Genomic DNA, 14,013 nt, shown 5'->3' with positions numbered 1-14,013 from the left:
AATGCGGCCATCGCAGGACAGCGCAGCCGCAGACGCGAGGGAGGGGATGGTTCGTCGCACCGCATTGGCGGGCATTCTTTTTCTCGGTCTTCTGGGCGCTTTCGAGCCGGGCAGAGCCCCGGCCATGGCGCAGGAGGCGCACGCCATTGCCATGCATGGCGAACCGGCCTATCCGGCCGGCTTTTCTCAGTTCTCTTATGTAAATCCAGCCGCGCCCAAGGGCGGACGCCTCGCCCTTTCGGCACCGGGCACCTTCGACAGCCTCAATCCCTTCGTGGTGCGCGGCTCCCCCACGACGGTGATTCGCACCTATGTGGTGGAGAGCCTGATGGCGCGGGGCTATGACGAGCCCTTCACCCTCTATCCCCTGCTGGCCGCCGGTGTGGAGACGGACGAGGCGCGCTCTTTCGTGACCTTCCGCATGGACCCGCGGGCACGCTTTTCCGATGGCACACCGGTGACCACGGCGGACGTGGCCTTCTCGTTCGAGTTGCTAAGGAAAAAGGGCCGCCCCAACCACCGGCTCTATTACGGCAAGGTGGCGCGGGTGGAGCGGCCGGACCCGACGCGGATCCGCTTCGTGTTCGAGGCGCCCGATCGGGAAATGCCACTCATCATGGGCCTCATGCCCGTGCTGCCGCGCCACGCCACGGACCCTGCGGCCTTCGCCGAGGGCGGCCTTTCGCCGCCCCTGGGCTCGGGCCCCTACGTGGTGGAGACGGTGGCGCCGGGGGCCAGCATCACGCTCGCCCGCAACCCCGCTTATTGGGGGGCGAACCTGGCCGCCAATGCCGGGCTTTATAATTTCGACCAGATCCGTATCGACTATTTCCGCGACAGCAATACGGAATTCGAGGCCTTCCGCCGCCATCTGGTGGATGCCCGCTTCGAGAGCGATCCCACCCGCTGGGAAACCGGCTACGACTTTGCCGCCGTGCGCTCGGGCGAAGTGATCCGGGAAGTCATTCCCACCGGCCTGCCAAAGCCCCATTTCGCGCTCGTCTTCAACACCCGCCGGCCGATCTTCGCCGATGTAAGGGTGCGCCGGGCGATCCTGGAGCTGTTCGACTTTCCCTGGATGGACCGTACCTTCTACCACGGCCTCTATGTGCGCTCCGTGGGCTATTTCGACGGGTCGGAACTCTCCGCCGTCGGCGTGCCGGCGGGTGCCGCCGAGCGGCGGCTCCTCACTCCCTTCCCCGATGCGGTGCGCAAGGACGTGATGGCGGGCACCTATGCGCCCCCGCCCTCCGACGGATCAGGCCGCGACCGGACGCGGCTGAAGGCGGCCCTGGAGCTGCTGGAAGAGGCCGGCTGGCGGCCGCGCGCGGGCCGGCTCCTGGACGGGCAGGGCCGGCCTTTCCGCTTCGAGATCATGGTCAATACCCGCGAGCAGGAGCGCCTCTGCATCGCCTTCGCCAGCCAGCTCGCGCGCGCCGGGATCGAGGCGCAGGTGCGCATCGTGGATGCGGTGCAGTTCGATACCCGCCGCAACGCCTTCGACTTCGACATGGTGCCCTTCAGCTGGGGTCAGTCGCTCTCGCCGGGCAGCGAGCAGGGCTTCTATTTCGGCAGCGCTGCCGCCGACAGCCGGGGCAGCCGCAATTATATGGGCATGCGCAGCCCTGCCGCCGATGCGCTGACCGCGGCGCTTGTTGCTGCCGACGACCGCTCCGACCTGGTGGCCGCCGCCCGTGCGCTGGACCGGGTGCTGATCTCCGGCACCTATGACGTGCCGCTCTTTCACGCGCCGGGCCAGTGGCTCGCCCGCTGGCGGACCATCCAGAGGCCGGGTGTCCCCTCGCTCTATGGCACTTTGCCGGAAACCTGGTGGCGCGTGCCCCAGTGACAGGGTCTTAGCGGGGCGCTCAGGCCGGCTCGAACGCCTTGCCGTTGTTCAGCTTGTCGAGCACGGCGTCGGCATCCACCGGCCGCGAGAACAGAAAGCCCTGGGCCTTGTCGATGCCGTAATGCTTGAGCCGCTGGACCTGCCGTTCGGTCTCCACGCCCTCGGCGATCACGGACACGCCGAACTGGCGGGCCAGGTGCACGATGGAGCCCATGGCGCTCGCCTCGAATGACCGCCCGTCGGTCTCCTGGAGGAAGGACTTGTCGACCTTGATATAGTCCACCTTGATGTAATGCAGGCAGGCGAAGTTGGAGAAGCCGACGCCGAAATCATCGAGCGCGAACTGGGCGCCGCGCTCCTTCAGTTCATGCACCACGCCCTGCACCACGTCCGACGAATAGTCGGTGACTTCCCGCTCAGTCAGCTCGATGATGACGCAACGCAGGGATTGCGGGGCATCGCCAAACGCCTCGGTCGCCATGCTCACCATGCGCGGATCACCGAGCTGGCTTGGCGGCACGTTGATAGAGACATCAAGCCCGCGCTTGGCATGCTGGAACCGGCCCAGATCGGTGGCGGCCCGGCGCATGACCCAGCGGGTGGTTTCGTAGATAAGCGGGCTTTTCTCGATCCAGGGAATGAAGGAGGCCGGCTGCAGCTGGCCATGGGTGGGATGGTTCCAGCGCAGCAGCGCCTCCACCCCGATCCACTCGCCGGTGGCGATGTCCACGGTGGGCAGGTAGACGAGGGAGAAATCTCCCCGCCGCAGCGCCGTCTGGACCTGGCCTTCCACCGAGAGCCGGCCCCGCAGATGGGCGATCGGGCCATACCAGCCCGCTGCTCCGAAGGCGGCGAAGAGGGCGCCGAACACCACGATCTGGCCCGCCCAGTTGCGGGCGATGGACCATTCGGAGACGGACACTTCCAGAGCCAGCGGCCCTTCGCTGGAGGGCAGGGCCAGCACCGCCCCCGGCAACAGGGCCGCGGCCTTCTTTGGCGTGGAGGTGCCGCTCGGCGCGGCCCTTTGGATGACGCGGATGCTCCCCGCCGATCCTTCCAGGCTCACGATCAAGGGCGAGACCAGGCAGGCCGTGTCCAGCGTGGCATTGGCCCACAGGTCATCCGGCCCCTTGGTAGAGATGTGCACCACGCCGGAACGCCCTGCTTCCGCGTGGCAGGCGGTGAGCGCCTGCGCAGTCTGCGCGGGCTGCGCCCTCCAGGAGCACAGAATTGTGCCGCCGCGGCCGATTTCCACCTGCTCCACCGCCACGGAGCGCAGCATGGTGTCCAGCTTGCGCCCCACTTCATCGCCGGTGCAGGAGGTGTCGGACTGCTCGGCCACCACCTGGAGGGCTTGGCGGGAAAAGGCGAGGTTGCGATCCAGCCAGCGGATCACTCCTTCCGCCTGCCGGCTCACCTCGCCAAGGACGGTCTCGCGCGTCTCGATGTAATGCAGGCAGGCGAAGCCCAGATAGAACAGGCCGATGAGGACCACATAGCCCTTCACCAATCGCCTTTCGGACTGCCTAGCCTGTTCTTTCATCGGACGTTTCGAGCCCCCTGAAGCTCACACCCTCACGCCACCGGTGCCATACCGTACCATGGTGACGCAAGCCCCCCTTTAGGACGCCTTGGACGCGCGCGCAATTAAAGTGTCACAACGTTTCAGGGTCCAATGCAAGCCTGGGCTTCACCTGACGGTTGGTACGACGCTAGGTTAAAACGGTGCTTGCACCCGCCTGTTTCATGCCACCTTCTTCTTGTCCACCAGGGCCGCCAGCTTGCGCAGGATGGCCAGAGTGCCCTTGAGGCGGGCCTCGGCGCTCGGCCATTCGCGCAGAAACACCACCTTGAAATCGGGGCGCACCTTGGCCTGCGGACCCTCCGCATGGATCATGGCGACAAGGCCCGAGGGGTCCGCGAACTGGTTCTCGCGGAAGGTGAGCACCACGCCCTTGGGGCCGGCATCCACCTTCTCGATATTGGCGCGGCGGGCAAAGGCCTTGATCTGGGCGAGGCGCAACAGGTGCCCCACCTCTTCCGGCGCGGGCCCGAAGCGGTCCACCAGTTCCGCCCCGAAGGCGTCCAGCTCGCTCTCCTGGTCGATGTCCGCGAGGCGGCGATAGAGGGCGAGCCGCACATGCAGATCCGCCACATAATCCTCGGGAATGAGGACGGGCGTTCCGATGGTGATGTTGGGGGACCATTTGTCGTCGGCAATGTCGGTGATGCCGGCTTTCAGATGCGCGATCGCCTCTTCCAGCATCTCCTGGTAAAGCTCGTAGCCCACTTCCTTGATATGGCCGGACTGCTCGTCGCCCAGCAGGTTGCCGGCGCCGCGAATGTCCAAATCGTGGCTGGCCAATTGGAAGCCGGCGCCCAGCGTCTCCAGGGATTGCAGCACCTTGAGGCGCCGCTCTGCCTGGGCGGTGATGGGCTTGGACGCGGGAATGGTGAAGATGGCATAGGCCCGCGCCTTGGCGCGCCCCACCCGTCCCCGCAGCTGATACATCTGGGCGAGGCCGAACATGTCGGCCCGGTGGACGATCAGCGTATTGGCATTGGGCACGTCGAGCCCGCTTTCCACGATGGTGGTGGAGAGCAGCACGTCATACTGGCCGTCATAGAAGGCCGACATGATGTCTTCGAGTGCGGTGGCGGACAATTGGCCATGGGCCACTGCCACCTTCACCTCGGGCACCTGCTTTTCCAGGAACTCGCGCACCTCGGCGAGGTCCTCGATGCGCGGCACCACATAGAAGCTCTGGCCGCCGCGATAGCGCTCGCGCAACAGGGCCTCGCGCACGATCAAAGGATCGAACGGCGTCACGAAGGAGCGCACGGCGAGGCGGTCCACCGGCGGGGTGGCGATGATGGAGAGTTCCCGCACCCCGGTCATGGCCAGTTGCAGCGTGCGCGGAATTGGGGTGGCGGTGAGGGTCAGGACGTGCACCTCCGCCCGCAGCGCCTTCAGGCGCTCCTTGTGAGCGACGCCGAAATGCTGCTCCTCATCCACGATGACGAGGCCCAGGTCGCGGAAATGGATGCCCTTGCCGAGAAGCGCATGGGTGCCCACCACGATGTCGATGGTGCCGTCGGAAATGCCCGCCTTGACCGCCGACATCTCCTTGGTGGTGACCATGCGCGAGGCCTGCGCCACATTCACCGGCAGGCCCTTGAAGCGCTCGGAGAAGGTGCGGAAATGCTGGCGCGCCAGCAAGGTTGTGGGCACCACCACCGCCACCTGCTTGCCGGACAGGGCCACCGCGAAGGCGGCGCGCAGCGCCACTTCCGTCTTGCCGAAGCCCACGTCGCCGCACACCAGCCGGTCCATGGGCCGGCCGGAGGCGAGGTCGTCCAGCACCGATTCGATGGCGGCTTCCTGGTCGTCCGTCTCCTCATAGGGGAAGCGGGCGCGGAATTCGTCGTAGAGGCCCGTCGTGGGCACGAGCCGCGGCGCCTCGGAGAGCTGGCGGGCGGCGGCGATCTTGATGAGCTCACCCGCCATTTCGCGGATGCGCTTCTTCATGCGCGCCTTGCGCGTCTGCCAGCCGGTGCCGCCCAGCTTGTCCAGCTGCGCCTCGGTCTCCTCCGAGCCGTAGCGGCTCAGGAGTTCGAGATTCTCCACCGGCAGGAACAGCTTGTCGCCGCCGGAATAATGGATCTCCAGGCAGTCATGGGGCGCGCCCATGGCCTCGATAGCCTTCAGCCCCACGAAGCGGCCGATGCCATGGTCCACATGGACCACCAGGTCGCCGGCGGTGAGCGCGGTCAGCTCGGAGAGCACGTCCTGCGGCCGGCGCGCCTTGCGCTTGGGGCGCACCAGGCGATCGCCGAGGATGTCCTGCTCGCCGATAATGGCGAAATCGTCGGTCTCGAAACCGGCCTCCAGCCCATAGACCGCCAGCGCCGCCTTGTTCTTCGGCAGGGCCGCCAGAAGATCGAAGCGGGAAATGGGAGTGGTGTCCTTCAGGCCGTGGTCGGCCAGCACGGTCGCGAGGCGGTCCCGCGAGCCTTCCGACCAGGCGGCCAGCACCACCTTCTTGGCCTTCTGCAATTCGCGCACATAGGCGATGGCAGCGTCGAACACATTGGCGTCGGGATCGGCCCGCTCGGCGGCAAAAGATCGCCCCTGCACACCGCCAAGATCGATGGTGCGCCCGGCGGGGGGGAGCGCGAAGGGGGAGACGCGCACGAGCGGCGCCGCCTTGAGCCGGCCCGTCCATTCCGAGCCGGTGAGATAGAGCCGCTCCGGCGGCAGGGGCTTATAGAGCCCGCCCGAGCCCGGCTGGTTGCCGCCCATGGCGAGCTGGTCGCGGCGGGCGGCGTAATAATCGGCGATCTGGGCGATGCGCTCGCCGGCCGCTTCCTCGGTCAGCGGGTCCACCACCAGGGGCGTGTCGTCGAGATAGTCGAAGAGGGTGTCGAGGCCCTCATGGAAGAGCGGCAGCCAGTGCTCCATGCCTGCATGGCGCCGGCCTTCGCTCACCGCCTCATAGAGCGTGTCGCCCTTGGTGTTGGCGCCGAACTCGGCGAGATAGGCCATGCGGAAGCGCCGCATGGTGTCGGTGGTGAGCTGGAACTCGGCCATGGGCACGAACTCCAGCGCCCGCAGCTGGCCGGAGGTGCGCTGGGTCTCCGGATCGAAGGAGCGGATGCTTTCCAGCGTGTCACCGAAGAAATCCAGGCGGATGGGCTGGGGCACGCCGGGCGGGAACAGGTCGATGAGGCCGCCGCGCACCGCATATTCGCCGGTGTCGCGCACGGTGGGCGTGCGCAGATAGCCGTTCCGCTCGGCCCATTCCACCACGCCTTCCAGCGCGATGGCATTGCCGGGGGCGGCGGACAGCGACTGGCGCGAGACGAGATCGCGGGAGGGCACGCGCTGCACCGTGGCATTCACCGTGGTGAGCAGCACCGCCGGCGGCCCGCCTTTCACCCGCGCGAGGCGGGCGAGCGTCGTCATGCGCCGGGCGACGATGGCGCCATTGGGCGAGGCCCGATCATAGGGCAGGCAGTCCCAGGACGGGAAGGAGAGGATTTCCAGCTCCGGCGCGAAGAAGGCGAGGCCCCGCTCCAGCGCCGCCATGCGCTGCCCGTCCCGGCACACCACGGTGAGCGCCGGCCAGGGGGCATCCTTGCGCGCCGCCATCTGCCGGGCGAGATCCGCCACCACCAGCCCCTCCATGCCATCGGGCACGCGGGAGAGGGTCAAGGTGGTGCCTTGGGCGATGTCGGCGGCAAGGAGACGGGGACGCTTCACGGAGGGGTCCTGTTCGATCTTTGTTCGGCCTCAGGCGGGCCAGCCCCAAGGCCGGCTGAAAGGGGGGCGCTGCAACCGCGCGCCCGCGCCTCACTCGAAGGTGCCGCCATTGGCCAGATGGAAGGCCTTGAGCTTGTTGAAGATGGGCGTGTCGAAATCCGCCGGCGTGGGGCTGGAGCCGCTGATCCAGGAGAAGAGGTCGGGGTCCTGGACCTCGATCAGTTCCTCGAACGCCTCCACCTCTTCTTCGGTCAGGCCCTCGATCTCCGCATCGGCGAAGCGGCCCATGAGAAGGTCCATTTCCCGCGTGCCGCGATGCCAGGCGCGGAAGAGGATGCGCCGGCGGCGCACATCGAGCCCTGCGCTGGATTTCACCGTTCCCGTCATGTGAAGCCTCATGCTGGCGCGGGTTGCCCCGGCAAAGCCGGTCCGTCGAGCCCCTGGCCCGCCCGGTGCGGCGCTTATAGGAGCAAGTACGGGCCCTTGGCCAGTCTGGACCATGCAGACGGGCGCGCGGTTCCATGCCCCGCGTGCGGGGCAGAATCGGCCTGCCCTCGGCTGCGCCCCTCTCAGATGAGCGGGACTTCCACGTACGCCGCTCAGGCGAGCGGCATGGCCTTCTCCACCAGCCGCACCCAATAGGAGGCGCCGTGGGGCAGCGCCTCGTCGGCGAAATTATAGCCGGGATGATGCAGGCCCGCGCTTGGCCCGTTGCCGATGAAGATATAGGCGCCCGGACGCTGCTCCAGCATATAGGCGAAGTCCTCCGCCGCCATGAGCGGAGGGGCGGCCGGGTCCACCTGCATCTCGCCCGCGACGTCCGTGGCCACCTCCTGGGCGAACACCGTCTGGGCCGGATGGTTCAGGGTGGTGGGGTAGCCCTCCTTGATCCGCACCGTCACCTTGGCGCCATAGGCCGCGCCGACCGCCGTCGCCACCTCGGTGACGCGCTCGCGGAGCATCAGGCGGGTCTCGGTGCCGAGGCTGCGCAGGGTGCCGGCGAGTTCCGCGGCGGGGGGCAGTACATTGTCGGCCTCGCCCGCATGGAACTTGGTGATGGAGACGACCCCCGAGGCGAGCGGATCGAGATTGCGCGCCACCACCTGCTGAACGGCATTCACGATGGCCGATCCGGTGAGCACGACATCAACGCCCTCATTGGGCTTGGCCGCATGGGCGCCGCGCCCGTCCACGGTGATGTAGAGATAGTCCGCCGAGGCCATGATGGGGCCGGGCCGCATGGCGAAGCGCCCCACCGGCAGCCCCGGCAGATTGTGCATGCCATAGACCTCCTGGATGCCGAAGCGCTCCATGAGGCCATCCTCGATCATGGCCTTGCCGCCGCCGCCGCCCTCTTCCGCCGGCTGGAACACCAGGATGGCGGTGCCGGAAAAGGCGCGCGTCTCGGCCAGATGCCGCGCCGCGCCAAGCAGCATGGTGGTGTGCCCGTCATGGCCGCAGGCATGCATGCGCCCGGGGGTCAGCGAGGCATAAGGCAGGCCCGTCACCTCGGTCACCGGCAAGGCGTCCATGTCCGCGCGCAGGCCGATGACGCGATCCCCCTCCCCCTGCCCCCGAATGACCGCGACGATGCCCGAGCGGCCGATGCCTTCCACCACCTCGTCGCAGCCAAAGTCCTTGAGCTTCTGTGCGACGAACGTGGTGGTCTTGGGCAGGTCGTAGAGCAGCTCGGGATTTTCGTGCAGGTACCGGCGCCAGGTGGCCAATTCCTCGGCGGTGTCGGCGAGGCGATTGAGGACGGGCATGAATCAACTCCCGAGAGGATGATCCGATGGGGCGCACGCGCCTCGGACCAGATCCCCTCTCACGCAATGAGAGAGGACGCGCGCCAATCCGATCGGGGTGCCGAACAGCCGGCGCACGTCCTGAGGCACCATGGTGCGCGCCCCGGCCCATGCGGGTCAATGCCCCGCAGGCCATCCTGCCGCAGCGCACACAGGATTGCCCCATCCCCCACTTCCCGCACCGCCCCCCTTGACCCTGGCGCACCGTCCACGTACCACGCGCCTTGAGTGAGCCCGTAGCTCAGCCGGTAGAGCACGTGACTTTTAATCATGGGGTCTCGGGTTCGAATCCCGACGGGCTCACCATTCCGACAAGCCTCCCGTCCGACATGCGATGCCCCGCTTTGCCGGGGGGTGCCGGCGTGACGCGCAGATTCCGCTTTCCTCGTCCACTGCGCGTATGGAATACACAGGGTCATCCTACCGTTGCGCGAGGGAGAGTGAGCGTGCGCCGTGTGGTGAGGACGGATCTGGCCACCCGCAGTCGGGGGCGAGGCAAGGCATGCGCAATGCTTCTGTCCCATTGTCCCGTCCGCCCGTCGCTCTCAAAATGGTGAAAGCCTGAATGCGCAAGATCATTGTGACCGGCGCGGCCGGCCTGGTGGGCCTGAATCTGGTGGCGCGACTGAAGGACCGCGCGGACCTGTCCCTCGTCGGCATCGACAAGCACGCCGCCAATGTGGCGCTGTTCCGCAAGATCTTCCCGCAGGTGCCGATCATCGAGGCCGATCTCGCCCAGCCCGGCGCGTGGGAAGAAGCGTTTGCCGGTGCCGATGCAGTGGTGATCAACCAAGCGCAGATCGGCGGCCTCGTCGAGCAGGAGTTCATCGACAACAATGTGGTCGCCACCCGCCGCATCCTGTCCGCCATGGCGGCCCATGGGGTGGACTATTTCGTCGGCATCTCCTCCTCGGTTGTGAATTCGCGGGCCGACGATTTCTACACCCGCTCCAAGACCGCCCAGGAAGCCCTCTACGAGGCCAGCGGCATCGACCATGTGGTGCTGCGGCCGACCTTGATGTTCGGCTGGTTCGACCGCAAGCATCTGGGCTGGCTGCGCCGCTTCATGGACCGCACGCCCGTCTTCCCCATTCCCGGCGACGGGCGTTACCTGCGCCAGCCGCTCTATGTGGGGGATTTCGTTTCCATCATCGATGCCAGCCTACGCACCCGCGCCACCGGCGTGCACGACATATCAGGCCATGAGAAGGTCACCTATGGCGACCTGATCGCCATGATCCACCAGACGGTGAAGCCGCGCGCACGCCTCGTGCACATTCCCTACACCCTGTTCTGGTGGCTGCTGTGGCTCTATGCCCGGCTCGACCGGAAACCGCCTTTCACCACCAGCCAGCTGGAAGCGTTGGTCATCCCTGAGGAGTTCCCCGTGACCGACTGGCCCGGAACCTTCGGCGTCGCCCGCACCCCGTTGCCGCGCGCGCTGGAGGAAACCTATCTCGACCCGGCCTATGGCCAGGTCGCCCTCGCCTTCTGAGGGAGCCGCGCAATGGCACGGGTGGTGGTGATCGGAGCGGGCGCCATGGGCTTGGCCGCGGCCTGGCAGGCGGTACGGCTTGGCCATAGCGTGGACCTGATCGAGGCCGACACTGTGCCCGGCGGCATGGCCGCGCATTTCGATTTCGGCGGGCTCTCCATCGAGCGCTTCTATCATTTCGTCTGCAAGACGGACGAGCCGACCTTTGCCCTGATGGACGAACTGGGCATCGGGGACACCATGCGCTGGCGCGACACCAGCATGGCCTATCGCATGGGCGGCGCCCTCCACAAATGGGGTGAACCCTTTGCCCTGCTGCGCTTTCCCCATCTCAGCCTGATGGAGAAGATCCGCACCGGCCTGCAGATGTTCGGTGCCACCCGGGCCCGGGACTTCGCGGCAATCGAGCACCTCACGTCTCGCCAGTGGATTGAGCGCGGGTCCGGCAAGGGCGTCTATGCCAAGCTGTGGCAGCGCCTGCAGGAGCTGAAATTCTACGAATATGCCGATCGGGTTTCGGCCTCCTGGATCGCCACACGGGTGCGCCGCATCGGCCGGTCCCGGCGCAACCTCTTTCAGGAGCAGCTCGGCTATATTGAGGGGGGCTCTCAGGCCCTGGTGGATGCGCTGGTGCGTGACTTCACCGTCCGCGGGGGGCGCCTCCACCTGTCGACTCCCGCCGAGCGGGTGCTGGTACAGGACGGCAAGGTGACCGGCGTGCGCGCGGGCGGGCAGGCCTTTCCAGCCGACGCGGTCATCTCCACCGTGCCAACGCCGCTGGTGAGCCAGCTGGTGCCGGACCTGCCGGACGCCGACAAGGCAAAGTACGACGCCATCCCGAACATCGGCGTGGTGTGCCTGCTGTTCAAGCTCAAGCGGTCGGTGACGCCACACTTCTGGGTCAATGTCGTCGAGCCCGACATGGAGATTCCCGGCCTGATCGAGTTCTCCAACCTGCGTCCGCTGCCGCACACGGTGGTCTATGTGCCCTATTACATGCCGGTGACGCAGCCCAAATGGGCGCTGCCGGACGCCGCGCTCTTGGCGGAGGCGTTCAGCTACATCAAGCGGATCAACCCGGCCATCACCGACGACGATTTGCTGGACGCGCGCGCCGGCCGGCTGCGCCATGCCCAGCCGGTCTGCGCGCCGGATTTTGAGCGGATGATCCCGCCGGTCCAGACCGCCATCGCCGGGCTGCAGGTGGCGGACACCTGCTTCTACTATCCCGAGGACCGCGGCATCGCGGAGAGCGTCCGGCTCGGCCGGCAGATGGCGCGGGACATCGCACCGGGCGTTGCTGCGTGACGCCCGCCCGCACGGCGCCGGACTGGCTGCACCGGCTGCGGCGCAATCCCTTTCTGCGCTTCATCCTGACCGGCGGCATCGCGGCGGCGGTCAATGTGGCCTCGCGCCTTGCGCTGTCGCTCGTGTTTTCCTTCCAGGTGGCGGTGGTGCTGGCCTATCTGATCGGGATGACCACTGCCTACGGGCTCGCCCGCGCCTTCGTCTTCGCGCGTTCCGGTCACAGCATGCACCGCGAATATGCGAGGTTCACGCTGGTGAACATCGTAGCCCTGGCCCAGGTGTGGGGCATATCGATGGGCCTTGCCTACTGGCTCTTCCCCATCCTGGGCTACACCTTCCATGCTGAACTGACCGCGCACGTGATAGGAGTCGTAAGCCCGGTATTCACGAGCTATTACGGACACAAGCTCTTTACGTTTCGGAAGGCGCGTCAGGTCCCATGACGCAAAAAGCGGGCGGACAGAGGATAGACGTGAGATGAGGTCGGACGTTTACGCGCCAAAGTCATGGGGGTTGGTCACGGCAGCGCTTGTGACCGTCGTCCTCTGCGGGATCATCTTCTCATTCTACATGCTCATCATCGGGATCAGAGGACCGATTCTCGACATCCTGTATTTCAGACAGACACAGACAGCCATTTCGGCCTATTGGATTGCACAGGGTGGCCCCTGGCTCGCCTATGAGACACCGGTGCTCGGCGCCCCCTGGTCCATCCCATTTGAATTCCCGATCTTCCAACTGATCGTGGCGGCTGTCTCCAAGGCCCATGTGCCGCTGGACGTGGCGGGGCGCGCCGTGAATTACAGCTTCTTCCTGCTTAGTCTTTTGCCCCTCGCCTCGCTCGCGCGCACACTGAACGTCAACCGCAACACATACCTCACGACCGCCGCCTTATTCCTGTTTTCACCCTTCTACGTGTATTGGAGCCGCACGTTCTTAATTGAGAGCTGCGCCCTGTTCTTCGGCATAAGCTGGATGGCCTTTGTCGCGCGCTATCTCGCCCGACCTCATTGGCCGATGCTTGCGGGCGCCATGCTTACGGGGAGCCTTGCGGTTCTCGCGAAGTCGACGACCTTCCCGGCCTTCCTGATGCTGGGCGGGCTCGGAACGATGTGGGTCCTCATTCAGGGTCTTCGTTCCGGTGCGCCGCTGCGTTCGCTGGCGGTCATTGCGGGCGGCACCTTGCTCGCGGCAGCCATTCCCCTTGCCTTGGGCTTTGCGTGGGTGGCCTATTCGGACGTCGTCAAATCCGCCAACGAATTCGGAAGGCTGATCACGTCGGAGGCTCTCTCCCGATGGAATTTCGGGACACTTGGCCAAAGGACCAGCCTCACACTTTGGAATGACGTGATATTTCAGCGCGCCATTCCAGACATGCTTGGCTCCTTCTATGTCATCGCCCCGGTCATCATGCTTTTTGCTGCGGGCATGAACCGGACCTTTGGGCTTGCCATTCTCGCCACCGCGGCGTTCCTTTTTCCATTCCTCCTATTCACGAACCTTCACATCGTTCATTCCTACTATCAGGTGGCGAACGGCGTCTTCATCATCATCGCCGTCGGATTATGCGTGGGAGCCATCTTCAATGCCGGCCGCCCGTTCGTTGGATTTACCCTCCTCCTTCTTTTGATCGGGGGGCAGATCTCCTTCTTCCTCGGCACATACAAGAATGCAGTGGCTGCAGATCACACGCACAATCCGCTCTATCTGGTCGCCATGAAAGTCAAGGACTACATTCCTCAGGACAAAAGCCTGATCGTCTTTGGCGACGACTGGTCTTCTGCTGTCCACTATTATGCGGAGCGGAAGGGCATCGCCATGCCCAATTGGGTTCCCCAGCCTCTGGCCAAAGCCATCGCGGAAAATCCCGATGCTTTCCTCGGGGGCTATCCCCTCGGAGCGGTGGTGTCCTGCCGCCTCACCCCGAACGAGCATCCCAATTTGCAGGACTTTCTGGCGGGTCGCCGCTTGATCGCCGAGGTCGATATCTGCCGCATCTATGCCGGAGACCGAAACTGACCGGCCACGCGACGGTGTGCTTGGCGGGCTGCCGCCGCAACCCGCCGAAGCCGTGCTGGGGCGATGCCCTGCACGTCTTTCTTCCGATGGGCTGATCCAGATGGCCGTCTTGCTCGTTTAGTCCCTGATCGGGATCGGACGCGATGACGCCACTGGCCTATATCACATTGGCAATGCTCGCATTTTTTCTCACCGCCGTGGCGGCGTGGTTCATCCTGTCCGTGTGAGGAGAGTTCGCATCGCCCAAAATCGGGCGCCATCGTTAGCCTTCCAG

At 65.9% G+C, this 14,013-nt stretch carries 9 protein-coding genes and 1 tRNA gene; 6 read left to right on the top strand and 4 right to left on the bottom strand.

Annotated features, from left to right (window positions below):
• Positions 1–46 precede the first annotated feature (46 nt).
• Positions 47–1,849 (top strand): extracellular solute-binding protein, encoded by a 1,803-nt coding sequence (locus J5J86_RS16970; protein ID WP_209100080.1) that lies wholly within the window; start codon positions 47–49, stop codon positions 1,847–1,849.
• Between the two features lie 19 nt (positions 1,850–1,868).
• Here J5J86_RS16970 and J5J86_RS16965 read toward each other — a convergent pair whose 3' ends face one another.
• The 4 genes from J5J86_RS16965 to J5J86_RS16950 form a co-directional block, all read right to left on the bottom strand.
• Positions 1,869–3,392 carry an EAL domain-containing protein gene (locus J5J86_RS16965; RefSeq protein ID WP_209100078.1) on the bottom strand — a complete coding sequence of 508 codons (1,524 nt, stop codon included), beginning with the start codon at positions 3,390–3,392 and terminating at the stop codon, positions 1,869–1,871.
• Positions 3,393–3,593: 201 nt separating this feature from the next.
• A complete protein-coding gene (gene mfd / locus J5J86_RS16960; RefSeq protein WP_247657661.1) occupies positions 3,594–7,112 on the bottom strand; it encodes a transcription-repair coupling factor in 3,519 nt (1,172 codons plus the stop codon).
• A 90-nt stretch (positions 7,113–7,202) separates the two neighbouring features.
• Positions 7,203–7,499, bottom strand: coding sequence for an FAD assembly factor SdhE (locus tag J5J86_RS16955; RefSeq protein WP_209100076.1), 297 nt, complete (start codon positions 7,497–7,499; stop codon positions 7,203–7,205).
• Positions 7,500–7,711: 212 nt separating this feature from the next.
• Entirely contained in the window at positions 7,712–8,878 is a 1,167-nt protein-coding gene (locus tag J5J86_RS16950) for a M20 aminoacylase family protein (RefSeq protein ID WP_209100075.1), read from the bottom strand.
• Between the two features lie 269 nt (positions 8,879–9,147).
• Here J5J86_RS16950 and J5J86_RS16945 point away from each other — a divergent pair.
• From J5J86_RS16945 to J5J86_RS16925, 5 genes are all read left to right on the top strand, one after another.
• Positions 9,148–9,223: transfer RNA gene (locus tag J5J86_RS16945), tRNA-Lys, on the top strand.
• 259 nt (positions 9,224–9,482) lie between these two features.
• Positions 9,483–10,412 carry an NAD-dependent epimerase/dehydratase family protein gene (locus tag J5J86_RS16940; RefSeq protein ID WP_209100073.1) on the top strand — a complete coding sequence of 310 codons (930 nt, stop codon included), beginning with the start codon at positions 9,483–9,485 and terminating at the stop codon, positions 10,410–10,412.
• A 12-nt stretch (positions 10,413–10,424) separates the two neighbouring features.
• The gene (locus J5J86_RS16935) at positions 10,425–11,720 is read left to right on the top strand and encodes an NAD(P)/FAD-dependent oxidoreductase (RefSeq protein ID WP_209100071.1); all 1,296 of its coding nucleotides are present in this window, start codon (positions 10,425–10,427) and stop codon (positions 11,718–11,720) included.
• On the top strand, positions 11,717–12,163 hold the full coding sequence (locus J5J86_RS16930; RefSeq protein WP_247657660.1) for a GtrA family protein: 447 nt from the start codon (positions 11,717–11,719) through the stop codon (positions 12,161–12,163). The genes J5J86_RS16935 and J5J86_RS16930 overlap by 4 nt, the downstream gene beginning before the upstream one ends.
• Positions 12,164–12,251: 88 nt before the next feature.
• Entirely contained in the window at positions 12,252–13,739 is a 1,488-nt protein-coding gene (locus tag J5J86_RS16925) for a phospholipid carrier-dependent glycosyltransferase (protein ID WP_209100069.1), read from the top strand.
• Positions 13,740–14,013: the final 274 nt, after the last annotated feature.

This window comes from Aquabacter sp. L1I39, assembly GCF_017742835.1.
Taxonomy (GTDB): domain Bacteria; phylum Pseudomonadota; class Alphaproteobacteria; order Rhizobiales; family Xanthobacteraceae; genus L1I39.
Note: the sequence above shows the minus strand (reverse complement) of the source record. Positions and strands in the feature narration are given on the sequence as shown.

Excerpts from the sequence above, each read along its gene's own strand:
- J5J86_RS16970 (WP_209100080.1), top strand. The coding sequence starts at position 47 with ATGGTTCGTCGCACCGCATTGGCGGGCATTCTTTTTCTCGGTCTTCTG.
- J5J86_RS16965 (WP_209100078.1), bottom strand. The coding sequence starts at position 3,392 with ATGAAAGAACAGGCTAGGCAGTCCGAAAGGCGATTGGTGAAGGGCTAT.
- J5J86_RS16955 (WP_209100076.1), bottom strand. The coding sequence starts at position 7,499 with ATGACGGGAACGGTGAAATCCAGCGCAGGGCTCGATGTGCGCCGCCGG.
- J5J86_RS16950 (WP_209100075.1), bottom strand. The coding sequence starts at position 8,878 with ATGCCCGTCCTCAATCGCCTCGCCGACACCGCCGAGGAATTGGCCACC.
- J5J86_RS16940 (WP_209100073.1), top strand. The coding sequence starts at position 9,483 with ATGCGCAAGATCATTGTGACCGGCGCGGCCGGCCTGGTGGGCCTGAAT.
- J5J86_RS16935 (WP_209100071.1), top strand. The coding sequence starts at position 10,425 with ATGGCACGGGTGGTGGTGATCGGAGCGGGCGCCATGGGCTTGGCCGCG.